Below are 22,542 nucleotides of genomic sequence, written 5' to 3'. Positions count from 1 at the left end.
GGCGTCGCGGTGAACCTGTACGATGCGATCATCCCGGTCCTGGGCCATTACCTGGATCGCACGGACGCGCTGGTCGGCAAGGTGGTTCACCGCCCCGAGGTGCTGGACGCGCGCCTCGCGCCGGACATGTTCACAGCCGCCGAGCAGTTCGCGACGGCCACAGGCTTCGCGCTTCGCATTGCGTACCCGTTGGCGGGCCGCGACGTGCCGGAGTTTGAAGATGTCGGCATGGACGTTGAGGGCCTACGCGCCCGGATCGCTTTTGCCCGCGCTGCTTTGGCCGAATTAAGCCCGGACGACTTTGAAAACGGCCAAACCCGCACGATAAATCATCGCGCGGGTTTCGCGGAATTGGAGCAGGACGGCGCGGATTACGCGCTACGCTTTGGGCTGCCGAACTTCCTGTTTCACCTGACAATGGGCTTCGCGATCCTCAGGCAGTCCGGCATCGAGATCGGCAAGGCCGATTTCGACGGTTTGCACGACTACCCGCAGGGATTTCGCTTCTAGTCCGCTACGCGCGTCAGTCTTCCAGACTGTCCTCGCGCTTGGCGTCGATCAGGCCGCGCTCTTCGTCCTTGCGCGCAAGGAAGCGGTCGCCGTAGCCTTCGATTTCATCCTCGGAGATGACCTCGCGGGCGCGGGTGAAGACCTCTTCTTCTTCCTCTTCCATGTGGTGCTCGTAGTCATGCTTGAGCACCTTGAACTTCTCCAGCCAGCCGCCGGACGACATGTCGAGCTCGCGCAGCTCTTCCATCAGATCGTCGAGCTGCTGGTGCTCGTGGACCGAGTGGCGGGCGGCGTCCTGGCCCCAGGTTTTCGAGATCAGCTTCGAATAAAACGTCTCCTCCTCCGCCGCCGCGTGGCTTTTGACGTCGTTGTAGAAATCGTCCCAGGCCTTCTGCCGCGTCTCGGACGCGCCGGAGGTGTTGGCGATCGTCTCAAGCAGCGCGCGGTGGTCGTCGTGGTCGGCTTTGATGGCGGTATAAATATCGGGCATGGAGCTGATCCTGCATAAGGGAGGTGTGCAGGCGAACGCGGTGGCCGGGTTTTGGGTTCCCGACACGGGGCCGGTCGGAGAATTCTTGCCGCTCGGCCGCCGGTCTCAACGAAATTTCAACGGAAAGTCGCCAGGGATGCGTTAGAGTGTCCGTGACCCGCACGAGATGAGGCCCGCATGGCGTTTTCGCCCGACATTGCCGCGATCCGCTTCGGCGAGGGGCTGGCCCCCGCGATTGCCCCGCCCGACAGCGTGGCGGCGCTGCTGGGTCAGCTCGACGGGGCCGACGCAATGGCAGAGCTGTTGCCGGTGCCGCGCGCCTCTGACCTGCTGCCGGAGATGGCGGAGATCCGCAAGCTGAACAAGGCCGCGCGCAAGGGGCGCAACGGGCCGGATGCCGACGATCTGCGCGAGGCCTACAAGGTGGCGCAACGGGCCTATACCCGAAAGCTCGACGCGCTGCTCGCCCCGGTGCTGGGCCGCTCGATCCTGTCCCAGCAGCCTTTTCGCGAGCGATTGGCGCGGTTCTGGGGCGATCATTTCACCGTCGTGGGCAAGAACAACCTGACCCGCCGGGCCGAGCCGACCTATGTCGAGGAAAGCATCCGGCCCCATATCGCGGGGCGGTTCGAGGATATGCTGAAGGCGGTCGTGACCTCACCGATGATGCTCGACTACCTTGATCAGAACGGCTCCGTCGGGCCGAATGCGAAGGCCGCAAAAGGGCGCAAGGGGCTCAACGAGAACCTCGCGCGCGAGATGCTGGAGCTGCACACGCTGGGGGTCGGCGGGGCCTACACCCAAGGCGACGTGCATGAGTTGGCGCAGCTTCTGACCGGCATGGGAACTGACCTGCAACAGGGCTTTGTGTTCCGCGCCAAGGCGGCAGAGCCCGGGGCCGAGACGGTGCTGGGGCTAAGCTATGGCGGCGGTCCTGCGTCGGTCGAGCATGTGCTGCAGTTCCTCAGCGACGTGGCGCGCCACCCCGACACCGCGCGCCATATCGCGCGCAAGCTGGCGGTGCACTTTCTGTCCGACACGCCGGACGCGGCGCTGGTCGCAGCTATGGCTGACACGTTTTTGGTCACGGATGGCGATCTGCGGGCGGTCTACGCGGTAATGCTGGAGCACCCGTTCGCGTGGCAGAGTTTCGGCCAGAAGGTCAAGCAACCCATTGATTTCGTGGCCTCCGCCCTGCGGGCGCTGGAGGTGCCGGTGCGCTCGCTCGCGCAGCTCAACCGCTCGCGCGCCCGCGGCTATCTGGTCGCGCCGATGATGGGCATGGGGCAACATTGGTTGCGCCCCGGCGGCCCCGATGGCTGGCCGGAAGAGGCGGAGGCGTGGATCACGCCCCAGGGCCTTGCGGCCCGGATCCAATGGTCGATGGCGGTGCCGTCGTCCTTCTTCCGCAGCCTGCCCGATCCGCGTGACTTCGTCGAGGTGGCGCTGGGGTCGGTCGCGGATGAGAAAGTCAGCTTCGCCGCCCGCGCCGCAGAGACACGGCGCGAGGGGGTCGGGCTCATCCTTGCCTCGCCCGCGTTCCAAAGGAGATAAGTGATGGCCCTGTCGAGACGCATGTTCCTGAGCCGCGCCACAGCGCTGGGCTGCTCGCTGGCCGCGAGCCCACTGCTGACCCCGGTGACGCTGGCCGATGCGCCGGGCGAGAACCGGTTGGTTGTGATCATCCTGCGCGGGGCGATGGACGGGCTCGATGTGCTGCGCCCGGTCGGCGATCCGCTGCTGGCGTCCTATCGCCCCGGCCTCGTGCGGGAGGCGGAAGCGCGCTCGCTCGATGGCTTCTTCGCCCTGCATCCCGGGCTGGGCGGGCTCGCACCGCTCTGGGAGGCGGGCGATCTGGCCTTCGCCCACGCCGTCTCGACGCCCTACCGCAACAAACGCAGCCATTTCGACGGGCAGGACCTGCTGGAGGCAGGCACCGGCATGGATGTGGCGAAGACGCGCGAAGGCTGGCTGAACCGCCTGTTGCAGGTGATGCCCGGCGTGGGATCCGAGACCGCTTTTGCCATCGGGCGCTCGGAGATGAAGCTGATGGCGGGCCGCGCACCGGTGTCCAGCTGGTCGCCGGATGGGCGCATCGACATGTCGCCGCAGGCGCGTCTGCTGCTCGAAGAGGTCTACCATGATGACCCGCTCTTTCGCGACACCAGCGTCGAGGCGCTGGAGATCGCCGAAAGCCTGGGCCTTGCCAGTGATGACAGCTTCGGGCTGTCGAGCCAGGATCTGCGCCGCGCGGTCAAGGCGGCGGGCAAGGCGGGGGACGGGGCGGTCTTGGCGGATTTCGCGGCCCGGCGATTGACCGAGACGGCGCGGATCGCGGCGTTCTCGCTCGGCGGTTGGGACACCCATCGCAACCAGACCCGCGGGCTGAACCGGGCCTTGGGCGCGTTGCAGGATGCGATCCTGACGCTGAAGGCCGGGCTGGGACCGCGCTGGCAGTCGACGGCAGTGGTGGCGGTGACGGAGTTCGGGCGCACGGCGCGCGAGAATGGCACCCGCGGAACCGATCACGGCACGGGTGGTGCGATGATCATGGCCGGCGGCGCGGTGCGCGGCGGCAAGGTCTATGGGGACTGGCCCGGACTTGCGGAAGCCGCGCTCTACGGTCGACGCGATCTCATGCCGACCTCGGACGTGCGCGCCTACATCGCGTGGTTCATGCGCGGCATGTACGGGCTTGATGCGACGACGCTGGAGCAGATCGTCTTCCCGGGCCTGCAGCTTGGCGCTGATCCCGGGCTCTTGGCTTAGGCCTTAAAAGGCGGGATTCACGTCATGGTTGACCATGGTGGTCGACAGATCGCCCGACAGGTCCTCCATACCGTTGGAGACTTGCACGGTCACGGCCAGCGCCAGACCCACAAGGGCGGCCATCAGCATGGTCATGTCTACGACGGCAGCGCCATCTTCGGCCGTCAGGAAGGCTTTCATCCGGGTCATCATCACTCGTTCCTCTGTCCTTTGGCGATCGCGCCGCCTGTGTCTGGTCTATGGCTATTGATGCCGGGCAAACGTGGCAGGATTGCGCCGCGTTCCGGGTGAGATGCAGGTCATTTCAAGCCCTTTTTCGCGGTATTTTCGGCTAGTCCTTTGCGAACACCCGGTCTAGCGTGCAGCGAAACTGACCGGAGAAACCGATGCGCGACGACAGGCCCCTGGCGGATTGGACCCCACCCGAGCGGCCGGAGTTTCGCACCCGCGCGGGCCGCTACGCGGTGCTGGAGCGGATCGACCCGGACGCCCATGCGGGCGATCTGCACCGTGCCAACAGCGCCGATGATGCGATCTGGGATTTCCTGCCCTATGGCCCCTTTGCCAGCTCGGCGCGCTACCACCGCTGGGCACGCGAGATGGCGGCGCTGGAGGACCCGCGCCTTTATGCCGTCAAGTCCTGCGAGAGCGGGCACTATTGCGGCGTGGCCAGCTACTTGAGGATCGCGCCCGAGGCGGGATCGATCGAGGTGGGGCATATCAACTTCGCGCCCGAGCTGCAGAGAACCCCTGCGGCGACGGAGGCGATCTACCTGATGATGTCGTGGGCTTTTGAGGCGGGCTACCGCCGTTTCGAGTGGAAATGCGATGCGGCCAATCTGGGCTCACGCCGCGCGGCACAACGCTTCGGGTTCAGCTTCGAAGGCATCTTTCGTCAGGCTGCCGTCGTGAAAGGGCGCAACCGCGACACCGCCTGGTTTGCCTGCATCGACGCGGAGTGGCCCGCGCTGAAAGAGGCGTTCGAGGCCTGGCTTGCGCCCGCGAATTTCGACGCAAACGGCCAGCAGCGCGAGAGCCTGGGCGCGCTCACGCGGCTGGTACGGGTCGCAAGCGACCCTGCGCTCTAGACCAGCTCGCGCATGTCCAGCCGCGCCCGGATCATGTCGCGGGTGGCCGTGATTGCGGCGCGATGGCCGGTGCCGCTCTTCATCGCCGCCGACAGCCCGGCGGACACCCGCTTCAGCTCGCTGTCATCGGTCAGACGTGCCAGCCCCTGCAGGAACGGTGTCACATAGGGCAGCGCGTCCTGCCCGCTGCCCAGCAGCTCGTCGAGATGGGACAGATCCTCGGTCAGCGCGATGGGGTCGGGGGAGATCGTCTCGTCCGACATCAGGCGCGGCCCGGCGGGGCGCATGTCCACGGGCAGGTGGCTCAGGATGGTCTGCTGGAACTGCGCGACAGAGGCGATGGGCTTGGGCAGGAACTCGTCTGCCCCGTGATCGAGCGCCACCTGCGCCATCCCGTCGCCATCCGCGCCACTGGTCGCCAGGATCACCGGGCGGGCGCTCGCGTCCTCGCCGGCAAGCTCCGCGATCAGGTCGACGCCGGAGCCATCCGGAAGGCCCAGATCGATGATCACCACCGACGGGCGATAGACCCGCAAGTGCCGATGCGCGGCGGTCAGGCTGTCGGCCCGGCGGATGCGCGCGCCGGAGCGGATGCACAAGAGCCGGATCGCCTCCGAGGCGAAGCGGCTGTCTTCCACCACCAGCACCGTCAGCCCCAACAGGGGGCGCAGGGCGGTGGCATGCACGTTCATGGTCATATATCCTTGGTCTTCGGGCATTTTCTGAACCTCGAGCAGAGAAAGGGGTGAGTCGGAAACTGCGCTCCACGTTGCCCGCTCTTGCCTAACAGAAGGTGAACAGCGCTGATTTTACGCAGCGAACCGGCTTGCGCGCGGGGGCAGCGCCCGCAATAACCGCCAAAACCGCAACAGGAGCCATGCCCATGATCGGTCGCTTGAACCATGTCGCCATCGCCGTGCCGGACCTTGCCGCCGCTTGCGCGCAGTACGAAAACACCCTTGGCGCCAATGTCGGCGCGCCCCAGGACGAGCCCGATCACGGCGTCACGGTCGTGTTTATCGAGCTGCCCAACACCAAGATCGAGCTTTTGCATCCGCTGGGCGAGGACAGCCCGATCCAAGGCTTCCTCGACAAGAACCCCTCGGGCGGCATTCACCATATCTGCTACGAGGTCGACGACATTCTTGAGGCCCGCGACCGCCTGAGCGCCAGCGGCGCGCGCGTGCTGGGCAGCGGCGAGCCCAAGATCGGCGCCCACGGCAAGCCGGTACTGTTCCTGCATCCAAAGGATTTCACCGGCACGCTGGTCGAGCTGGAGCAGGCGTAATGGCCGTCACCTCCGCCCTCGTGGTCTACGCCTGCCTGTGGTTTTTGTGCCTGTTCTGCGTGATGCCGTTTCGCACCCGCACTCAGGGTGACGCGGGCGAGGTGGTGCCGGGCACCCCCAAATCCGCCCCCGCACAAGAGCAGATGGGCCGCACCTTCGCCATTACCTCTGTCATCGCGTTTGTGCTGTGGATCCCGCTCTGCGCGGCGATCATCTACGGCTACATCTCGGCGGACACGATGAACCTCTACAAGCGGTTCGGCCCCGACAGCTAGCGCGCCAGCCGGTGATAGAGATGGGTGAAGCTCGCAACACCCAGAATCGGCACCAAGAGATTGACGAACGGGATTGTCAGCGGGATCGCCATCAGCGTGCCCGCCGCCCAGATCTGCATGCGATTGGCCTTGCGAAACGCCCGCGCGCCCGCGGTGCCAAGGCGGCGCTGTGCGACCAGCGTGGCGTATTCCCGGCCCAGCAGCAGCCCGTTGACGCCCCAGAAGATCAGCGGCGCGAAGGGGGCGAAGACCAGGTAGAGCACCAGCGCAAGCAGGTTGACCACCACGATCAGGCCAAGGAACTTGGCGCTCTCAAGCATGGCCTCGCCCAGCGGCAGGGGGCTGACGGGGGGCTCGTGGGGGTAATGCTCTGCCTCGACGGCATCGACGACGCGGTCCAGAAACAGCCCGGTGAAGGCCGAGGCCACCGGCACCATCAGGAAGATCGACGCCACCGCCATCACCGGGATCACGGCAAGCGAGGCCACGTTGTCGATCCATGTGATCTCCCCGATCCAGGGTAGGGTGAAGCTTTCGGGCACAACCAGCCCCACGGTCCAGGCAAAAGCCACGGTGAAGGCGAAGAGCAGCCCGATGGTCAGCCCGACCCCGGTGAGCAGTACCGACAGGAATCGGCCATCGCCGATCTGGCCCAAGGCCTTCAGCGCATCCCCGAAGATCATGCCGCGACCCAGCTGGTCTTGGCGCCCAGGTCCGGGCGCGGCCGGTCCGGCGGGGTCGAGGTCTCGGTGCCCAGATGGATGAAGCCCGCCACGAACTCATGCGCCGCCAGCCCCAGCCCTTCATCGAGGAAGGGTCGGTCCATCGCGGTCCAGCCGGTCAACCAGTTGGCCCCCCAGCCGCTCGCAAGCGCGGCGTTGAGAAGCGCGAGGCAGACCGCGCCGGAACTGAGCACCTGTTCAATTTCGGGGATCTTGTCGGAGGCCACGGGCGAGGCCACCACGGCCACTGACATTGGCGCTGTCTCGAACATTGCTCCGATCTTGTCGATCTTCTCCTCCGCCTCGCCCCGCGCGGCCCCGCGCACGCGCGCCAGCGCACCCAGCCGCACCAGCGCGGGCTGTTCCAGCACGATAAAACGCCACGGCTCCAGCTTGCCATGATCGGGCGTGCGCGCGGCGGCGGTCAGCAGCACCTCAAGCGCCGCGCGGTCAGGTGCAGGAGCGGTCAGGGTCTTGGCCGGCCGCGAGCGGCGGGTCAGCAGGAACTCAAGTGCTGCGTCGTTTCTCTCGGGCATGGACCCCCCTTATCTGCGTTGCCCCCTATGTCGGGCATCGCACCGGGGCTTTCAAGGCACCAAAATCGACCGAGGCAGGCTCAAATTCTTTGTTCTGAAAATACGGCGGGGGGTGCGGGGGGCAGCGCCCCCCGCGTGGCGACCGCGTCAGCGGGCGCAAACCCTCATTGCAATCCCATGCAGGAGGCGTAGTAGCTCACCGTGCCAGGCCAGTCCGAGAAGATGCCCGCCACGCCCACATCTTGGGCCAGCACGTCGATCACCTCGTACATCACCCCATCGCTGTCCGTGGCCTCGGTGATCGTCTGGTAGTACCAGCCGCCCCCGCTTTGCAGCGGACCGGAGCGCTCGATGGTCCAGGTGATGATCTCAAGGCCCGCGGCCTTGGCCTCTCTGGCGTAGGTCGACGGCACGATATCGCCGTCCTTCAGCGCCAGCAGCACCCACATCGGCGGGGCGATGAAGTTGACGCCCATTCCCTTCAGCTCGGCCATCGTGTGGGGCCATGTGGCCGGGTTTTCGGGCGACCAGCCGTCAATGTCGTAGCTGTCGTCGAGATAGACCGCCTGCGCGCCGAACTCCGGCTCGGCCTCGATCCAGTAGAGCACATCATCGAGGTCGAAGCTCTGCAGCCAGACATCCGACGCAGGGATGCCCGCCGCCTTGTACTCGTCCACCAGCTTCTGGGCGTAGTCCTGCTGGCTGAACCCGTCGAAGGGCATCGCCACCGCAGGGGCCTTCAGCTCCGGCGTGAACTTTACGCCGAGTGATTTGAATAGCGCGACGCTTTCCGCATGGGTCATCAGCAGCCCGCCATCGGCTGCATAAAGATCGGTGCGCCAGCCCGCGGTGCCGTCCATGTAGCCCGCCACATCGGTGGCAGACGTGTCCGCGGCGTCCATCTTGCCTGTTAGCGTGCGGAACTCCGCCAGCGTGATGTCGGAGGTGCGGCATTTGGCGCTGGCGGGCGTATCGCCGGAGGCGGGCGTGAAGCCCGCGGTGCATTTGGCCGCGAGGTCGGTCGCCAGAATATTCGTCGTCGTGTGCAGATCATCTTGCGCGTGGCGGCAGACCAGCTCTTTGTCGGCGGTGAAGGTCACGTCGCATTCAAGGATGCCCGCGCCCATGCGGGCGGCGGCGACGTTGCTCTCAACGGTGTGTTCGGGAAATTGCATCGGCGCGCCGCGATGGCCGATGGAGAAATCCGTCCGCCGCACCGGATCCGCCGCGCAGGACAGGAGCTTCTCCTTCAAGGGCCCGTCCTCCATCTGGTCCACCAGATAAAGCGGGCGCGGTCCAACGGAGATGCCGTCGGCCAAAGCGGGTGCGGCGACGCTCGCCACCAAAAGCGATAGGAATGCAGTTTTCATGGGTCTCTGGCCTTCCGAAGAGAGTGTGAACCCCTCCAGTCAAACGCCCTCCAGCGACACCACCATGACAGCCGGATGAAAGTCTCGCAACAGGTCTGCGCCGGGGCCGGGGCGGCTCTTGGCCCAGATCAGCAGCCCCATCAGCACGCAAAACACCGCCAGCAACACCAGCAAGCCTTTGATCATGCCTTCTTCTTGGCCGCCGATTTCTTCTTCGCCGCGGTTTTCTTCTTGGGGGCGGCCTTGCGGCGGGTGCCCTTCTTGGCCTGCTTTTCTTCGATCAGTTGCATGGCCTGGGCCACGGTCAGATCATCGGGCGCGATTTCCTTGGGGACGGTGGCGTTCACCTTCTCCCACTTCACGTAAGGGCCGTACTTGCCCTCCATGATCGAGATGTTACCGCCGTCTTCGGGATGCTCGCCCAGATCGCGCAGCACCTTAGCCGGTGCGCCGCGCCCGCCGCGGGACGCGACCTTCTCGGCCAGAAGCTGCACAGCGCGGTTCATGCCCACATCGAACACCTCTTCGAGGCTTTCGAGGTTGGCGTTCGTCCCGCCCCGGTTCGAGGTCGTATCGGCGTGTTTGATGTAAGGCCCGTAGCGGCCGATATTGGCCCAGACATTCACCCCGTCCTCGGGGTGCGGCCCGATCAGGCGGGGCAGGGAGAGCAGGCGCAAAGCTTGGGCCAGGTCCACATCCTCGGCGGGCCATTCCTTCGGGATCGACTGGCGCGGGGGCTTCTTGTTGTCGTCGCTCACCTCGCCGCGCTGGACGTAAGGCCCGAAGCGGCCTTTATGCACCCAGATCTTGTCGCCACCGTCTTCGCCCAGCAGCTTGCCCTCGGGCGGGATGGCGGAGGCTTCGGCTTCCGGATCGGGTGGGCCGAAGGGCCGGGTGTAGCGGCATTCGGGGTAGTTCGAGCAGCCGATAAACGCCCCGCCGGAGCGCGCGGTGCGCATGGACAAGCGGCCCGCGCCGCAATTGGGACAGAGACGGGGATCAGTGCCGTCCTCGTTGGGCGGGAAGATGTGTGGCGCCAACACCTCGTTGATCTTTTCGAGCACTTCGGTGATCGACAAATCCAGCGCCTCGGCAATCGCGACGGAGAAGTCGCGCCAGAAACGCTCGAGCACATTCTTGTAGTTGCGCTCGCCCGCCGAGACATCGTCGAGCTCTTCCTCCAGCGCGGCGGTAAAGTCGTATTCCACGTAGCGCGAGAAGAAATTCGACAGAAACACCGTCACCAGACGGCCTTTGTCTTCGGGGATCAGGCGGTTTTTCTCTTTGCGGACATAGTCGCGGTCCTGAATGGTCGTCACGATCGACGCGTAGGTCGACGGCCGCCCGATGCCCAGCTCTTCCATCCGTTTGACCAGCGTGGCCTCGGTGTAGCGGGGGGGCGGCTGGGTGAAATGCTGCTCGGGCGTGATCGATTTCTTCGGGGCGGCCTCGCCTTGATTGATCTGGGGCAGGGACTTGTCGTCATCGTCGATGACGGCGTCGTCGCGACCTTCCTCGTAGACCTTCAGGAAGCCGTCGAACATCATCACCTGGCCGGAGGCGCGCAGCTCAACCTGCTTGTCGTCAGAGCCGATCAGCACCGTGGTGCGTTCCAGCCGGGCTGCGGCCATTTGCGAGGCAATCGTGCGCTTGTAGATCAGATCATAGAGCTTGCGCTGATCCGCATCGATGATCTTCAGGCTCTCGGTCTGGGCGGCAAGGTCCGTGGGCCGGATGCACTCGTGGGCCTCCTGCGCGTTCTTGGCCTTGTTCTTGTACATGCGCGGCTCTTTGGGCAGGTAGTCCGCGCCGTATTTGTCCTTGATCGCGTCGCGGGCGGCGTGCACGGCCTCGGGGGCCATGTCGATGCCGTCGGTCCGCATGTAGGTGATGTGTCCCGCCTCGTAGAGCCGCTGCGCCGCGCTCATCGTCTGGCGTGCGCCCATGCCGAACTTGCGGCTGGCTTCTTGCTGCAAGGTCGAGGTCATGAAGGGCGCGGACGGGTTGCGGGTGCCGGGCTTGGCCTCGACGCTGGTGACTTTCAGATCGCGCGAGTGGATGGCTTGCACGGCCAGCTCCGCCGCGGTCTCGTTGCCGATGTCAAACTTGTCGAGCTTGTCGCCACCCAGCACGGTCAGCCGCGCCTCGTATTCCTGGCCACGGGAATTGGCGAGCATCGCCTTCACCGTCCAGTATTCCTGGGCGTTGAATTTCTCGATCTCCATCTCGCGGTCGACGATCAGGCGCAGGCACACTGATTGCACGCGGCCCGCGGACTTCGCGCCGGGCAGGCGCCGCCACAGGACCGGGCTGAGCTTGAAGCCCACAAGGTAGTCCAGCGCGCGGCGGGCGAGATAGGCGTGCACCAGCGGCTCGTCGATCTGGCGCGGGTTCGCCATCGCCTCGGTCACGGCGGATTTGGTGATCGCGTTGAACACCACGCGGCTGACCGGCGTGTCCTTCTTGATGGCCTTGCGGTTGCGCAGGGCCTCTTCCAGATGCCAGCTGATCGCTTCGCCCTCGCGGTCGGGGTCGGTGGCGAGGATCAGGGCGTTGTCGTCCTTCAGCGCGTCGGCGATGGCCTTGACGTGTTTTTTGCTGTCGGAGGCGACCTCCCACATCATCTCGAACTCGTTGTCGGGGTCGACGGAGCCGTCCTTCGGGGGCAGGTCGCGCACGTGGCCGTAGGAGGCGAGCACGGTGTAGTCATTGCCGAGATATTTGTTGATAGTCTTGGCCTTGGCAGGCGACTCGACGACGACAACGGGCATATATGCCTCTCCTTGGACTACTCATGGGAGCGTTCTGATTTAGACGGCTACATGTGGTCGGGGGTGGGGGGATGTCAACAGGGCCGCTGCCCCAAGGTCAGCGCTTGGCCGCGGATTTGTCTGCCTCTGCGCCTCTTTTCACGCCTATTTATGTAAAATGACGTAAGGTTTACGCACGGGGAAGGTGAAACCTGGACGCCTGCGGATTACTTTATTGCCCATGAGACGGATCATTGCCCTTGGTTTGATGCTTGCCGCGCCCGCACCCGCACTGGCGGAGTGCGTTGTGCTGCTGCACGGGCTGGCGCGGTCGAGCTTTTCGCTTTCGGTGATGGAGCAGAGCCTGCAGGCCAATGGCTACCAGACGGTGAACCCGTCCTACCCGTCGACCACCGACACGATCCGGGATCTCGCCTACGGCACGATCCCGCCCGCGATCGCGGAATGCAATGACAACACTCCCATTCATTTCGTCACCCACTCCATGGGCGGCATTCTGGTGCGCGCGTGGCTGGACGACAACGAGCTGGCGAGCTTGGGCCGGGTGGTGATGCTGGCCCCGCCCAACAAGGGATCGGAACTGGTCGATGAGCTGTCGGTCTGGGAGCCGTTCGAATGGGTCAATGGCCCGGCGGGCAAGGAGCTGCATACCGGGCCGGACTCGGTGCCCAATCAACTCGGCCCCGTGGACTTCCCGCTGGGCGTGATCGCGGGCACGCAGACGCTGAACCCGGTCTATTCGGCCCTGATCCCCGGGCCCGATGACGGCAAGGTGTCGGTGGAGAGCACCAAGGTGGAGGGCATGGCCGACCACATGGTCTTCCCGCTGACCCATACGTTCATGATGAATGCTCCGCTGGTGGTGGCGCAAACCGTGCGGTTCCTGCAGAACGGGCAGTTTCAGGATGATCTGACGCTGGCCGATATCGTGTCGGAGGTGGCCGAGGAGGCCGCCGAGGAAGTCACCAGCGCCGTCGAAGAGACCATCACGAATATCGTTCAGGATTAGGCGGTGGAAGCCGCGTCGACGCGGCTTGAGCGCGCAGCGCAGCTGCGCGCGGGACGCAAATTCGAATTTGCGTCAGCCCTTCGGTGAAATGCGGTTCACATGACCCATCTTGCGCCCCGGCTTGGCTTCGGCCTTGCCATAAAGATGCAGGCCCGCGCCGACCTCTGCCGCAAGCGCTGCCACCCGTTCCATATCGGCCCCGATGAGATTTTCCATCACGGCATTCGAATGCCGTGACCCGTCGCCCAGAGGCCAGCCCGCCACGGCACGAATGTGCTGCTCGAACTGATCAATCACGCAGCCGTTCTGGGTCCAATGACCGGAATTGTGCACGCGCGGCGCGATCTCGTTGACGATCAGCCCGGCGGGTGTCACGAACAGCTCGACCCCCAGCACCCCCACGTAGTCGAGCGCGTTCAGCACGCGGCCCGCCACCAGCACCGCGTCGGTGCGCAGCCGGGCGGGCACGTTCGCAGGCACCGTGGTGGTGTGCAGGATGCCCTCGCGATGCACGTTCTCGCCGGGGTCAAAGCAGGCGACCTGTCCGTCCTGCGCCCGCGCTCCGATCACCGAAATCTCGCAGGAGAACTCGACGAAGCCTTCGAGCACCGCAGGCGCGCCCTCCATGGCCTCCCACGCGGCTGTGGCGTCATCTGCGCTTTTCAGGCGGGCCTGCCCCTTGCCGTCATAGCCGAAGCGGCGGGTTTTCAGGATCGCGGGCGCGCCAATCTTGGCCACCGCGGCGTCCATGTCATCGCGGCTCTCGACATTGGCGAAGGGGGCGACTTCCAGCCCCAGATCGCGCAGGAAGGTCTTTTCGACCAGACGGTCCTGCGAGACCTCCAGCGCGCGGCGGCTGGGGTGGATCGGCGCGAGCGCCTCCAGGATGTCGAGCGCCGAGGTGGGTATATTCTCGAACTCGTAGGTGATGACGTCGACGCTTTCGCCGAACTGGCGCAGGGCGGCCTCGTCGTCATAGCTTTTCTGGAAATGGAAATTCGCCACATGGGAGGCGGGGCAATCGCCGCCGGGCTCATAGATGCAGGTCTTGAAGCCCAGCCGGGACGCGGCCACGGACAGCATGCGCCCCAGCTGGCCACCGCCCAGGATGCCAATCACGGCGCCGGGTTTCAACGCCTCACCCATCGCGCGGATCCTCGGGGATCGAGGCGCTCAGCGCGCGGCGCCAGTCGTCCAGCCGCGCGGCAAGACCTTCATCCTGCAGCGCAAGGATGCCCGCCGCCATCAGGCCCGCATTGGCAGCCCCCGCCGCGCCGATGGCCATGGTCGCCACCGGAAAGCCTTTGGGCATCTGCACGATGGAATAGAGCGAGTCCACGCCCGATAGCGCCTTGGTCTGGACCGGCACGCCGATCACCGGCACCCGGGTCTTGGACGCCATCATGCCGGGCAGATGCGCGGCCCCGCCGGCGCCTGCGATGATCACCTGCAGCCCGCGCTCCACGGCGCTTCGCCCGTAGTCCCACAGCCGGTCCGGCGTGCGGTGGGCGGAGACGATCCGCGTCTCGTAGGCCACGCCCAGCGTGTCGAGCAGATCGGCCGCCTCTTTCATGGTGGGCCAGTCGGATTGGCTGCCCATGATGATACCAACGGGAACGGGGGAGGGGGACATGGCAATGCTCACTTGGCCAACGGAAAGCCGCTCTTATAAAGCCTCGCGGCGCTTACGCAATGATATCCGGGGTCAGCTGGTCCTCGATCACCGCGATGCGGTCCTTGAGGGCCAGTTTCTGCTTTTTGAGCCGCTTGAGTGTCAGCTGATCGGGGGCTGCTTTCTCCTGCAGGGCCGCGATCGCGTCGTCGAGGTCGCGGTGCTCGCGTTTCAACACCTCGAGCTTGACGCGCAGGACGTCGTTCTTGCTCATGTTTTCGGGCGATTTCACGGGCTTGGCGGCCTCTTGATTGACTTTGAGCACAATGTGGGGGGCGAAAGGCCCCCTGTCCAGCCCGCAGGGCTTGATAAGGGGCAAAACACTCCCCATTTTGAAGATGTGGCTGCTTTCGAGGGCCACGACCTGCAAAGTCGCTGACGCTAACTAGGACTGTGCCATGACAAAATTGACCCTGGGCTCCCACCCCTTCTTGCTGGGATTTGACCAGCTGGAGCGGCTGGTGGAGCGCACCGCGAAGTCGGAAAACGGCTATCCGCCCTTCAATATCGAGCAATCCGCCGAGAATGCCTACCGCATCACGCTGGCCGTGGCGGGGTTCGGCGATGAGGATCTGTCGATCACCGTCGAGGACCGGCAGTTGATCGTGCGCGGCAAGCAGGCCGATCCCGGCGACGAGCGCATCTTCCTGCATCGCGGCATCGCCGCCCGGCAATTCCAGAAGGCCTTTGTTCTGGCCGACGGGGTCGAGGTTGCGGGCGCCACCACGGAAAACGGCCTGCTGCATGTCGACCTGCAGCGCGCGGTGCCCGAGACCATCGTGCAAACCATCAAGATCAATAAGGGGTAATCTGTCATGGATACAAAACTGGATCTGCAGTCGCTTGGTGAGGAATCCCGGATCGTCTATGTGCGCGCCGTGGACGTGGCCGAGCTGCCCGATGAAGTGCGCGAAGAGGCCGGTGAGCTGGAACAGCTCTATGCCGTACACGCGCCCGATGGGTCGCGGCTGGCGCTGGTCGCCGACCGCCAGATGGCCTTCGTTCTGGCCCGCCAAAACGACTTCTCGCCCGTCACGGTGCACTGATCGGTGGCGGTCTACCCGTTCGACTGGGTTGACGCCTTCACCGACACGGCCTTCGGCGGCAATGGCTGCGCGGTCGTCTATGACGACGGAGCGCTGGACACACAGACCTGCCTAAAATTCACCCGCGAGACGGGGCTGGTGGAGTGCACCTTCATCGGCCCGTCGGACGTCGCCGATCTGCGGGTGCGCTACTTCTTTCCCACCCACGAAATCCCGTTTGCGGGCCATCCCACGATTGCCTCCGTTGCCTCCGCCCTGTCGCGGGGGCGGGTGTCCGGCGCGTCCCTGACGCTGGAGACCGGCGCGGGTGTCATCCCCATCGAGGTCTCGCCTGAGGGCTGGATCACCATGACGCAAAACGCGCCGATCTTCGGGCAGAGCGTCCCGTCGGAGCTGGTCGCGGGGACTGTGGGGCTGTCCGCAAACGATATCGTCGGCGCGCCTCAGGTCGTCTCGACCGGGCTGCCCTTCGTGGTGACGGTCGTGCGCGACCACACCGCTTTGCGCCGCGCGAAGGTCGATGTCGCGGCACTCACCGCGTTCCAAGAGCAGGTGCGGCTCGACGGGGCGCCGGTGATGGAGCCTTACCTTGTCAGCCTCGGCGGCGCGACCGCAGCGGGCGATACGTTCTCGCGACTGCTGCTCTTGCCGCCCAGCCCGCCCGAGGACCCGTTCACCGGCTCCGCAACTGGCTGCGCGGCGGCGTATCTCTGGCATCACGGATTGATCGACACACCGGCCTACGTGGCTCAGCAGGGCCACGATATGGGCCGACCGGGCGAGGCGCGGGTCGAGGTGCTAGGCCCCCGCGACGCGATCACCGGCGTGCGCGTGTCGGGCCAGGGCCGTATCGTCATGCGCGGCGAGATGCTGCCCTGAGGAAACTCAGCGACGTAGATGAGTTTGCGAGACGTGGCCGTTGAGCGGGACCTTTTTGCCGCTCGCGGAGAAGGAACGAAAGCCTGTGCTGTGTACTTCGCATTCGCCCGGTTAAGACGTCGGTGTTGCAAGGACGTGGGAAACCTCGAAGAGCCGTCGAGAAAGTAATCTTTTCAAGCCCGCCAAGTAGGCTCTCGACCTGAACCTATCACACTCCCCACCACCGCCCTTTGCGGGCAGATCACCGCAGTTCTGGGATGCGTCAGCCAAGACCTCTACCGCAGCGCAAAGATAATCAGAAGAAACACCAGGATCATCGTCACGGCCACCACGGTTCTTGTGACCCGCTTATCTTGAGTTGCCCGCCTTCGCCTAGTCATACTGAAACCTTTCCGACAAGACGCGATCCGGGGACACGCCGTGATCCAAGAGTGCTTGCTCAACGACAGTCATCATAATCGGTGGCCCGCAGATGACGAACAGCCAGCTCGCAAACTGCTGCGCGTCAAAGCTGCGTTCAATGAGATCAGGGCTCACGAAGCCCGTCTCTCCGTCCCAGCCGGGCGGTGGCTCCTGTAGAACATGGATCGTACGGGTCCGATCGAAGGTGCCAATCTCCTCCCGCCCGACGATCTGCTCTTCCACCCGGTTGCCGTAGATCAGGACCCTGTCCCGGTCGTCGCCCTCGGTGTCGAGGCCCCGCAAGATGCTGAGCATGGGCGCAATCCCGACACCACCGGCGATCAGGGCGATACCGGGTTCCGAGCGCCCCGCGACAGTCAGCGTTCCATAGGGCCCGTCGACATAGGCGCGGTCCCCCGCCTTGACCTGATCAAGGTTGGATGTGAAATCGCCCAGCTCCTTGATCACAAACTCGATCTCAGACCCTTGCGACGGGGCCGAACTGAGGGAGAACGGGTTTTCATTGAGCGAAAAGGCCGAGTGATCGATATTCAGCCAGACGAACTGACCCGCCTTGTAGTCGAGGCCCGCGTGCCCGTCGGGCGACACCCTAAGCACCCATTGCTTCGGCGAAACGCGTCTGATCGTCGAGACCCGCCACGGATGGCCGCGCTGATACAGTGGTTTGACGACATATACGAACACCGATGAAAGGACCGCGACCCCTGTCATCGCGCTCCAGAACCAGACAAGTTCGCTCTGGGCGCCGTAGCGCCCGGCAGCCAACGTGTGGTGCAACAGCAGTCCGGCGAGGGCCAGTGCCCCCGCTCCATGCAGGAGGCGCCACCGTTCGTATTTGTACCCGAGCGCGTCATGGTTGATCGAGGCCAGCACGAAAGCGGGCAAGATGATGAAGGCGAGAAAGCCCGAGGCGAGGGCGGTCACATCACCTGTCAGGGTCAATTCCCGCGTCGGGTCCCAAGGGCGGGGCGGTCCGGGCAGCCATTGATAGAGGAAAGGATGGAGCAGGGCGAAGACCAGCAGACCCCGGGCCATCAACTGATGAAAGCGGATTGTCACATCAAGGCCTACGCCGTTCGAAATTGTTCGAAACCGGCCCGACAGAACGAACTCCACGAGGATCATGGCAAAGGCCAGCATTCCCAGTGCAGAGGCAAGCTCATTGCGAAAGGAGCGCGGCGGAAGGTCTGCGAGCCAGGACAGAGCCAGCGGTGCTGAGACTGCCGCCAGATAGAACAGAATGAGGATCAGCGCGCGCATCGGTATTTGCCTGCCCTTGGCTGGAGCGATGATCTTCTGGATAGCAGACGGGCGTGCATAACGCAGCCTTGGTGTGGTCGGGCCCTGCGCCGACGCCCTGATTTCAGTCCTCGAACAACCCCGTCTCGAACCCGTCGATGGTTTTGGTGTTTTTCCTGCGCCAATAGGCCTCGACCCCGTCTTCGCCCATCTTGGCATAGAAGGGCAGCAGCTCGTCGTGCACACGGTCCTTCTGGAAGGCCATGAGCGGGACGCCGGTGCCGCAGGAGGTCTGAAGGCGATCCAGTGAGAAATCGAAGATTTGCCGCGTGCCGGCCATGGGCGGGAATTGTGCCGCGGCGGCGTCCCAGCCCGCGTCGCGCGGATGCAGGACCGTGGCGGTGCCGTAGAGCCGCAGGATCAGGGCGTCGCCCTCGAAGGCACAAAACATCAATGTCATGCGGTTGAGCTTGCGCAGATGGCCCGCCGTCTCGTTGCCGCTGCCCGACAGGTTCAGCCACAACAGCCGCGTGTCGCTGAGGATGCGCAGGCTGTCGGCGCCCTTGGGTGACATGTTGACCGCGCCATCCGGCGCTGCGGTGGCGACGAAGAACAGGTGCTGGCGGGTGATGAAGTCTCTCAGGCTGCCGTTGAGTTTCGTACCATGGGCCATGGGGCGCTCCTATGCGTTTGGAACATAGTGCGAACATTTGCGGGCCATGGCAAGGGGCGGCTCCGGGACGCGCACAAACCCGCCATGGCGGCGGGTCTGCGTTGATTTTTGCGTCGGCGCTTAAGCCTTGATGAGGCCCATGGACTCGAGCTTCAGGATCACCTGATGGGCGCAGTTGTCGACTTCGACATTCTCGGTCTCGACCCGTAGTTCGGGATTTTCCGGCACGTCGTAAGGGTCGGAGATGCCGGTGAATTCCTTGATCTTGCCCTCGCGCGCCAGCTTGTAGAGCCCCTTGCGGTCGCGGCGTTCGCATTCCTCGATTGAGGTGGCGACGTGCACCTCGATGAAGGCCCCGAAGCCCTCGATCTCCTCGCGCACGGCCCGGCGGGTGGTGGCGTAGGGGGCGATGGGGGCGCAGATGGCGATGCCGCCATTCTTGGTGATCTCGGAGGCCACGTAGCCGATGCGGCGGATGTTGAGATCGCGGTGCTCTTTCGAGAAGCCCAGCTCTGAGCTGAGGTTTTTGCGCACGATATCGCCGTCCAGCAGCGTCACGGGACGCCCGCCCATCTCCATCAGCTTGACCATCAGCGCGTTGGCGATGGTCGACTTGCCGGAGCCGGAGAAGCCGGTGAAGAACACGGTGAAGCCCTGATTGGCGCGGGGTGGGCGGGACTTGCGCAGCTCTTCGACCACGGCGGGGAAGGAGAACCATTCGGGGATCTCCAGCCCTTCGGCCAGACGGCGGCGCAGCTCGGTGCCGGAGATGTTGAGGATGGTCACGTCATCCTTGTCCATGATCTCGTCGGCGGGCTCGTACTGGGCACGGTCCTGCACGTAAACCATGTGTTTAAAGTCGACCATCTCGATGCCTATCTCTTCCTGATGCTCGCGGAACAGGTCCTGGGCGTCGTAGGGGCCGTAGAAATCCTCGCCTGCGGAGTTCTTGCCGGGGCCCGCGTGGTCGCGACCGACGATGAAATGCGTGCAGCCGTGGTTCTTGCGGATCAGGCCGTGCCAGACCGCTTCGCGCGGGCCGGCCATGCGCATGGCAAGGTTCAGAAGGCTCATCGAGGTGGTGGAGGACGGGTATTGATCCAACACCGCCTCGTAGCAGCGCACCCGGGTGAAGTGGTCGATATCGCCCGGCTTGGTCATGCCGACGACGGGGTGGATCAGCAGGTTGGCCTGCGCTTCCTTGGCCGCGCGGAAGGTCAGTTCCTGATGGGCGCGGTGCAGCGGGTTTCGGGTCTGGAAGGCCACAACGCGGCGCCAGCCGAGCTTGCGGAAATAGGCGCGTAGCTCGTTGGGGGTGTCGCGGCGGCCGCGGAAGTCATAGTGCACCGGCTGCTGGATGCCGGTAACTGGACCGCCGAGATAAATCTTGCCCGCCTGATTGTGCAGGTAGTTCACCGCCGGATGGGCGCTGTCATCGGCGCCGAAGACCATCTTGGCCTCGTGGGCTTTGTCGGGCGTCCACTTGTCGGTGACGGTCATGGTGCCGAGGATCACACCCTCCTGGTCGCGCAGGGCGATGTCCTGTCCTGTCTCGATGGTGGCGGCGAAGTCTTCGGACACGTCCAGCGTGATCGGCATCGGCCAGAGCTCGCCCGTGCTCAGGCGCATCGTGTCGACGACGGAGGTGTAATCGGCCTCCGAAAGGAAGCCCTTGAGCGGGTTGAAGCCGCCATTCATCAACAGCTCCAGATCACAGATCTGGCGCGGCGTCAGATCCCAGGAGGTGAGCTCCCCCGCCTCGTGCTTCATCTTCTGGGCGCTGTCGTAAGACACGAAAAGTTCCGGGATCGGAGCGAGATTGTTTTCCATGAGTTTGATCCTGTTCGAGAAGGGAGACAGACCGGTATTCGTGCCGGTCAATTCGGCGTGGAGCGCGTCGTATTCTTCGAATTTGCGCTTCAGAAAATCGTTGGTCAGGCGGTTCTTTTCCGAGGCCCCGCGCGGGGTCAGGGCATAGGCGTAACGCTGGCGCTTGTCGGGGCCGTGCCGCTCGGAGATCTTGATGAAGCCCGCGCTTTGCGCCGCGCGCACCTCGGCGTTCAGCTTGCCAAGCGAGATCCCGAGCGCCGCCGCCATGGCGCGCTGCGACGCGTCGGGCGTCACATCGAGCTGGCGCAGCAGGCGAAACAGTGCGTCTTGCTCGTCGGTGAGGGTGCTTGTCTTGGACATGCGGGCCGCGGTTCAAAGTTTGTTCATCTGTGAACGTATTAGGCAAGCCCGAGCCGCAAAGCTATGCCGGAGTACAGCCAAATGCGGAAACAGACTGTGTGTGGGTTGAGCGCAACAGCCGCCTAAGGCGTGCCGGAGCGTGTGCGGCGCGGTGATTTCCCGCGCCAGATCAGCGACTGGTCGTTGAGGGCCCAGAGGTCCGCCTCGCCCGAGAGTATCCGCTCGCAAAGCTCGACGGCCTGTGTGGCCTGCGCCTCTGTCAGGTGTTTGTAGGCGGGCTTTTCGATGTGATCGTACCAGACCCCGCCCGAGATCGCGTCGAGCACGATGCGCTGAAAGCAGTGGTCGTTGCGCACGGGCCAGTCGCGCCCGCGGCGCGCGGCCTCGGCAGGCAAGGTCTCCCGCGTGAGCGTCAGGTAGCGATCAACGGGGCGCACCTCAGGCGTTGGCCTCGGCCCCGTAGCCCAACGGCTCGGTCACGGTCTCGCGCTCGGCCTCGCTGTGTTCGGCCAGCCAGCGCTCCGCCTCAAGCGCGGCCATGCAGCCCATGCCGGCCGAAGTCACCGCCTGGCGATATTTGTGGTCGGTCAAGTCGCCCGCGGCAAAGATGCCGGGGATCGAGGTTTCCGTGCTGTCGGGCTTGGTCACCACATAGCCGCCCATATGGGTCTCGAGCACATCTTTGACCAACTCGTTGGACGGCGCGTGGCCGATGGCCACGAAGACTCCCTTGCAGGGAATGTCCGTGATCTCGCCCGTTTTGGTGTGCTTGACCTTGATGCCCTCGACGCCCAGCGGGCTGTCGGTGCCGTAGACCTCATCCAGCTCGTGGAACCACAAGGGCTCGATCTTGTCGTTCTTCATCAGGCGGTCGATCAGGATCGCCTCGGCGCGCAGCTCGTCGCGGCGGTGCACCAGCGTGACCTTGGAGGCGAAGTTGGTGAGAAACAGCGCCTCTTCCACGGCGGTGTTGCCGCCGCCGATCACGACAATTTCCTGCCCGCGGTAGAAGAAGCCATCGCAGGTGGCGCAGGCGGAGACGCCGAAGCCTTTGAATTTCTCCTCCGTCGGCAGGCCCAGCCACTTGGCGCGCGCGCCGGTCGCGAGGATCACGGCGTCGGCCGTGTAGGTCGTGCCGCTGTCGCCTTGTGCCGTGAAGGGCCGGGACGTGGTGTCGAGCGACATGATGATGTCGCCGATGACCTCGCAGCCCATCGCCTTCGCGTGCTCTTGCATGCGCACCATCAGCTCGGGGCCTTGGACCTCGGTGTCACCGGGCCAGTTCTCGACCTCGGTCGTGGTGGTCAGCTGGCCGCCGGGCTCGATCCCTTGCACGAGGATCGGCTCAAGCATGGCGCGCGAGGCGTAGACGCCGGCGGTGTAGCCTGCGGGGCCGGAGCCGATGATCAGAACTTTGGTGTGGCGAGTGTCGGACATGGCAGCGTCTTTCGCGATTTGTGTGCAGCCAGACCGATATAAGCGGGGGCGCGCGCCAACGAAAGGGGCGGCGGATCAATTTGCGGATGATTTATTTTCTTGCGCATTGTTGAAATATTATTGCGCAATGCGGCGCTGCCGCGTAAGAATTGCGC

27 protein-coding genes are annotated in these 22,542 nt (G+C 64.7%); 11 read left to right on the top strand and 16 right to left on the bottom strand.

Annotated elements, in window-relative coordinates; genetic code table 11:
* Nucleotides 1-9 precede the first annotated feature (9 nt).
* Complete coding sequence (locus C8N43_RS08515) at nt 10-510, top strand: DUF1993 family protein (protein WP_107845187.1); 501 nt, start codon at nt 10-12, stop codon at nt 508-510.
* Nucleotides 511-523: 13 nt separating this feature from the next.
* On the opposite strand, the gene C8N43_RS08510 is transcribed toward C8N43_RS08515, so the two are convergent.
* The gene (locus C8N43_RS08510; protein WP_107845186.1) at nt 524-1,000 is read right to left on the bottom strand and encodes a hemerythrin domain-containing protein; all 477 of its coding nucleotides are present in this window, start codon (nt 998-1,000) and stop codon (nt 524-526) included.
* Between C8N43_RS08510 and C8N43_RS19585 the strand changes: the two genes are divergently transcribed.
* The 3 genes from C8N43_RS19585 to C8N43_RS08500 are packed head-to-tail and all read left to right on the top strand — an operon-like array spanning nt 999 to nt 3,769.
* Nucleotides 999-1,145, top strand: coding sequence for a hypothetical protein (locus C8N43_RS19585; protein WP_158269948.1), 147 nt, complete (start codon nt 999-1,001; stop codon nt 1,143-1,145). The genes C8N43_RS08510 and C8N43_RS19585 overlap by 2 nt on opposite strands.
* Before the next feature lie 32 nt (nt 1,146-1,177).
* The gene (locus C8N43_RS08505) at nt 1,178-2,554 is read left to right on the top strand and encodes a DUF1800 domain-containing protein (protein ID WP_107845185.1); all 1,377 of its coding nucleotides are present in this window, start codon (nt 1,178-1,180) and stop codon (nt 2,552-2,554) included.
* A 3-nt stretch (nt 2,555-2,557) separates the two neighbouring features.
* The gene (locus C8N43_RS08500; RefSeq protein WP_107845184.1) at nt 2,558-3,769 is read left to right on the top strand and encodes a DUF1501 domain-containing protein; all 1,212 of its coding nucleotides are present in this window, start codon (nt 2,558-2,560) and stop codon (nt 3,767-3,769) included.
* Between the two features lie 3 nt (nt 3,770-3,772).
* Here the strand turns inward: C8N43_RS08500 and C8N43_RS08495 are convergent, their stop codons facing one another.
* Nucleotides 3,773-3,958 (bottom strand): pilus assembly protein, encoded by a 186-nt coding sequence (locus C8N43_RS08495; RefSeq protein WP_245912956.1) that lies wholly within the window; start codon nt 3,956-3,958, stop codon nt 3,773-3,775.
* A gap of 197 nt (nt 3,959-4,155) precedes the next feature.
* On the opposite strand from C8N43_RS08495, the gene C8N43_RS08490 reads away from it, so the two are divergent.
* A complete protein-coding gene (locus C8N43_RS08490) occupies nt 4,156-4,857 on the top strand; it encodes a GNAT family N-acetyltransferase (RefSeq protein WP_107845182.1) in 702 nt (233 codons plus the stop codon).
* On the opposite strand, the gene C8N43_RS08485 is transcribed toward C8N43_RS08490, so the two are convergent.
* A complete protein-coding gene (locus tag C8N43_RS08485; protein WP_245912955.1) occupies nt 4,854-5,549 on the bottom strand; it encodes a response regulator in 696 nt (231 codons plus the stop codon). The genes C8N43_RS08490 and C8N43_RS08485 overlap by 4 nt on opposite strands.
* Before the next feature lie 191 nt (nt 5,550-5,740).
* On the opposite strand from C8N43_RS08485, the gene mce reads away from it, so the two are divergent.
* Together mce and C8N43_RS08475 are read left to right on the top strand one after the other, a co-directional pair.
* Nucleotides 5,741-6,145, top strand: coding sequence for a methylmalonyl-CoA epimerase (mce, locus tag C8N43_RS08480; RefSeq protein ID WP_107845180.1), 405 nt, complete (start codon nt 5,741-5,743; stop codon nt 6,143-6,145).
* On the top strand, nt 6,145-6,420 hold the full coding sequence (locus C8N43_RS08475; RefSeq protein ID WP_107845179.1) for a DUF1467 family protein: 276 nt from the start codon (nt 6,145-6,147) through the stop codon (nt 6,418-6,420). The genes mce and C8N43_RS08475 overlap by 1 nt, the downstream gene beginning before the upstream one ends.
* Here the strand turns inward: C8N43_RS08475 and C8N43_RS08470 are convergent.
* From C8N43_RS08470 to topA, 5 genes are all read right to left on the bottom strand, one after another.
* A complete protein-coding gene (locus C8N43_RS08470; protein ID WP_107845178.1) occupies nt 6,417-7,103 on the bottom strand; it encodes an EI24 domain-containing protein in 687 nt (228 codons plus the stop codon). The two genes, C8N43_RS08475 and C8N43_RS08470, sit on opposite strands and share 4 nt — an antisense overlap.
* Nucleotides 7,100-7,678, bottom strand: coding sequence for a nitroreductase family protein (locus C8N43_RS08465; RefSeq protein ID WP_107845177.1), 579 nt, complete (start codon nt 7,676-7,678; stop codon nt 7,100-7,102). The genes C8N43_RS08470 and C8N43_RS08465 overlap by 4 nt, the downstream gene beginning before the upstream one ends.
* A 164-nt stretch (nt 7,679-7,842) precedes the next feature.
* The gene (locus C8N43_RS08460; protein ID WP_107845176.1) at nt 7,843-9,048 is read right to left on the bottom strand and encodes a glycerophosphodiester phosphodiesterase family protein; all 1,206 of its coding nucleotides are present in this window, start codon (nt 9,046-9,048) and stop codon (nt 7,843-7,845) included.
* Between the two features lie 39 nt (nt 9,049-9,087).
* Complete coding sequence (locus C8N43_RS19580; RefSeq protein ID WP_158269947.1) at nt 9,088-9,234, bottom strand: hypothetical protein; 147 nt, start codon at nt 9,232-9,234, stop codon at nt 9,088-9,090.
* Nucleotides 9,231-11,819 carry a type I DNA topoisomerase gene (topA, locus tag C8N43_RS08455; RefSeq protein WP_107845175.1) on the bottom strand — a complete coding sequence of 863 codons (2,589 nt, stop codon included), beginning with the start codon at nt 11,817-11,819 and terminating at the stop codon, nt 9,231-9,233. Before topA ends, C8N43_RS19580 begins: the two co-directional genes overlap by 4 nt.
* A gap of 220 nt (nt 11,820-12,039) precedes the next feature.
* Between topA and C8N43_RS08450 the strand changes: the two genes are divergently transcribed.
* Nucleotides 12,040-12,828 carry an alpha/beta fold hydrolase gene (locus tag C8N43_RS08450; RefSeq protein ID WP_107845174.1) on the top strand — a complete coding sequence of 263 codons (789 nt, stop codon included), beginning with the start codon at nt 12,040-12,042 and terminating at the stop codon, nt 12,826-12,828.
* 72 nt (nt 12,829-12,900) lie between these two features.
* Here the strand turns inward: C8N43_RS08450 and C8N43_RS08445 are convergent, their stop codons facing one another.
* Genes C8N43_RS08445 through C8N43_RS08435 form a run of 3 tightly spaced genes read right to left on the bottom strand, consistent with a single transcriptional unit; the run spans nt 12,901 to nt 14,714 of the window.
* Nucleotides 12,901-13,974 carry a 5-(carboxyamino)imidazole ribonucleotide synthase gene (locus C8N43_RS08445; protein WP_211308574.1) on the bottom strand — a complete coding sequence of 358 codons (1,074 nt, stop codon included), beginning with the start codon at nt 13,972-13,974 and terminating at the stop codon, nt 12,901-12,903.
* The gene (purE, locus tag C8N43_RS08440) at nt 13,967-14,461 is read right to left on the bottom strand and encodes a 5-(carboxyamino)imidazole ribonucleotide mutase (protein WP_107845172.1); all 495 of its coding nucleotides are present in this window, start codon (nt 14,459-14,461) and stop codon (nt 13,967-13,969) included. The genes C8N43_RS08445 and purE overlap by 8 nt, the downstream gene beginning before the upstream one ends.
* Before the next feature lie 52 nt (nt 14,462-14,513).
* Entirely contained in the window at nt 14,514-14,714 is a 201-nt protein-coding gene (locus C8N43_RS08435) for a YdcH family protein (RefSeq protein WP_107846301.1), read from the bottom strand.
* A gap of 184 nt (nt 14,715-14,898) precedes the next feature.
* Here C8N43_RS08435 and C8N43_RS08430 point away from each other — a divergent pair, with 184 nt between their 5' ends.
* The 3 genes from C8N43_RS08430 to C8N43_RS08420 are packed head-to-tail and all read left to right on the top strand — an operon-like array spanning nt 14,899 to nt 16,425.
* Complete coding sequence (locus C8N43_RS08430; RefSeq protein ID WP_107845171.1) at nt 14,899-15,309, top strand: Hsp20 family protein; 411 nt, start codon at nt 14,899-14,901, stop codon at nt 15,307-15,309.
* A 6-nt stretch (nt 15,310-15,315) separates the two neighbouring features.
* Entirely contained in the window at nt 15,316-15,546 is a 231-nt protein-coding gene (locus tag C8N43_RS08425; protein WP_107845170.1) for a DUF1150 family protein, read from the top strand.
* Nucleotides 15,547-15,549: 3 nt separating this feature from the next.
* A complete protein-coding gene (locus tag C8N43_RS08420) occupies nt 15,550-16,425 on the top strand; it encodes a PhzF family phenazine biosynthesis protein (protein WP_107845169.1) in 876 nt (291 codons plus the stop codon).
* A 372-nt stretch (nt 16,426-16,797) separates the two neighbouring features.
* Here C8N43_RS08420 and C8N43_RS08415 read toward each other — a convergent pair whose 3' ends face one another.
* The 5 genes from C8N43_RS08415 to trxB all read right to left on the bottom strand — a co-directional run bounded on the left by C8N43_RS08415 (nt 16,798) and on the right by trxB (nt 22,387).
* Nucleotides 16,798-18,108: a ferredoxin reductase family protein gene (locus C8N43_RS08415; protein WP_158269946.1), complete on the bottom strand. Its 1,311-nt coding sequence runs from the start codon at nt 18,106-18,108 to the stop codon at nt 16,798-16,800.
* Nucleotides 18,109-18,211: 103 nt separating this feature from the next.
* On the bottom strand, nt 18,212-18,760 hold the full coding sequence (locus tag C8N43_RS08410; RefSeq protein ID WP_107845167.1) for a pyridoxamine 5'-phosphate oxidase family protein: 549 nt from the start codon (nt 18,758-18,760) through the stop codon (nt 18,212-18,214).
* 120 nt (nt 18,761-18,880) lie between these two features.
* Complete coding sequence (locus C8N43_RS08405; protein ID WP_107845166.1) at nt 18,881-20,950, bottom strand: bifunctional sulfate adenylyltransferase/adenylylsulfate kinase; 2,070 nt, start codon at nt 20,948-20,950, stop codon at nt 18,881-18,883.
* Between the two features lie 122 nt (nt 20,951-21,072).
* Nucleotides 21,073-21,387 carry a hypothetical protein gene (locus C8N43_RS08400; RefSeq protein ID WP_245912953.1) on the bottom strand — a complete coding sequence of 105 codons (315 nt, stop codon included), beginning with the start codon at nt 21,385-21,387 and terminating at the stop codon, nt 21,073-21,075.
* Nucleotide 21,388: 1 nt separating this feature from the next.
* Complete coding sequence (gene trxB, locus C8N43_RS08395) at nt 21,389-22,387, bottom strand: thioredoxin-disulfide reductase (protein WP_107845165.1); 999 nt, start codon at nt 22,385-22,387, stop codon at nt 21,389-21,391.
* Nucleotides 22,388-22,542 lie beyond the last annotated feature (155 nt).

The sequence above is a fragment of the Litoreibacter ponti genome, from assembly GCF_003054285.1.
GTDB lineage: Bacteria > Pseudomonadota > Alphaproteobacteria > Rhodobacterales > Rhodobacteraceae > Litoreibacter > Litoreibacter ponti.
The sequence above is the reverse complement of the archived record's forward strand: the minus strand, read 5'-3'. Positions and strand labels throughout refer to the sequence as shown.

Excerpts from the sequence above, each read along its gene's own strand:
- C8N43_RS19585 (WP_158269948.1), top strand. The coding sequence starts at position 999 with ATGGAGCTGATCCTGCATAAGGGAGGTGTGCAGGCGAACGCGGTGGCC.
- C8N43_RS08510 (WP_107845186.1), bottom strand. The coding sequence starts at position 1,000 with ATGCCCGATATTTATACCGCCATCAAAGCCGACCACGACGACCACCGC.
- C8N43_RS08505 (WP_107845185.1), top strand. The coding sequence starts at position 1,178 with ATGGCGTTTTCGCCCGACATTGCCGCGATCCGCTTCGGCGAGGGGCTG.
- C8N43_RS08500 (WP_107845184.1), top strand. The coding sequence starts at position 2,558 with ATGGCCCTGTCGAGACGCATGTTCCTGAGCCGCGCCACAGCGCTGGGC.
- C8N43_RS08495 (WP_245912956.1), bottom strand. The coding sequence starts at position 3,958 with ATGACCCGGATGAAAGCCTTCCTGACGGCCGAAGATGGCGCTGCCGTC.
- C8N43_RS08490 (WP_107845182.1), top strand. The coding sequence starts at position 4,156 with ATGCGCGACGACAGGCCCCTGGCGGATTGGACCCCACCCGAGCGGCCG.
- C8N43_RS08485 (WP_245912955.1), bottom strand. The coding sequence starts at position 5,549 with ATGAACGTGCATGCCACCGCCCTGCGCCCCCTGTTGGGGCTGACGGTG.
- mce (WP_107845180.1), top strand. The coding sequence starts at position 5,741 with ATGATCGGTCGCTTGAACCATGTCGCCATCGCCGTGCCGGACCTTGCC.
- C8N43_RS08475 (WP_107845179.1), top strand. The coding sequence starts at position 6,145 with ATGGCCGTCACCTCCGCCCTCGTGGTCTACGCCTGCCTGTGGTTTTTG.
- C8N43_RS08470 (WP_107845178.1), bottom strand. The coding sequence starts at position 7,103 with ATGATCTTCGGGGATGCGCTGAAGGCCTTGGGCCAGATCGGCGATGGC.
- C8N43_RS08465 (WP_107845177.1), bottom strand. The coding sequence starts at position 7,678 with ATGCCCGAGAGAAACGACGCAGCACTTGAGTTCCTGCTGACCCGCCGC.
- C8N43_RS08460 (WP_107845176.1), bottom strand. The coding sequence starts at position 9,048 with ATGAAAACTGCATTCCTATCGCTTTTGGTGGCGAGCGTCGCCGCACCC.
- C8N43_RS19580 (WP_158269947.1), bottom strand. The coding sequence starts at position 9,234 with ATGATCAAAGGCTTGCTGGTGTTGCTGGCGGTGTTTTGCGTGCTGATG.
- topA (WP_107845175.1), bottom strand. The coding sequence starts at position 11,819 with ATGCCCGTTGTCGTCGTCGAGTCGCCTGCCAAGGCCAAGACTATCAAC.
- C8N43_RS08450 (WP_107845174.1), top strand. The coding sequence starts at position 12,040 with ATGAGACGGATCATTGCCCTTGGTTTGATGCTTGCCGCGCCCGCACCC.
- C8N43_RS08445 (WP_211308574.1), bottom strand. The coding sequence starts at position 13,974 with ATGGGTGAGGCGTTGAAACCCGGCGCCGTGATTGGCATCCTGGGCGGT.
- purE (WP_107845172.1), bottom strand. The coding sequence starts at position 14,461 with ATGTCCCCCTCCCCCGTTCCCGTTGGTATCATCATGGGCAGCCAATCC.
- C8N43_RS08435 (WP_107846301.1), bottom strand. The coding sequence starts at position 14,714 with ATGAGCAAGAACGACGTCCTGCGCGTCAAGCTCGAGGTGTTGAAACGC.
- C8N43_RS08430 (WP_107845171.1), top strand. The coding sequence starts at position 14,899 with ATGACAAAATTGACCCTGGGCTCCCACCCCTTCTTGCTGGGATTTGAC.
- C8N43_RS08425 (WP_107845170.1), top strand. The coding sequence starts at position 15,316 with ATGGATACAAAACTGGATCTGCAGTCGCTTGGTGAGGAATCCCGGATC.
- C8N43_RS08415 (WP_158269946.1), bottom strand. The coding sequence starts at position 18,108 with ATGCGCGCGCTGATCCTCATTCTGTTCTATCTGGCGGCAGTCTCAGCA.
- C8N43_RS08410 (WP_107845167.1), bottom strand. The coding sequence starts at position 18,760 with ATGGCCCATGGTACGAAACTCAACGGCAGCCTGAGAGACTTCATCACC.
- C8N43_RS08405 (WP_107845166.1), bottom strand. The coding sequence starts at position 20,950 with ATGTCCAAGACAAGCACCCTCACCGACGAGCAAGACGCACTGTTTCGC.
- trxB (WP_107845165.1), bottom strand. The coding sequence starts at position 22,387 with ATGTCCGACACTCGCCACACCAAAGTTCTGATCATCGGCTCCGGCCCC.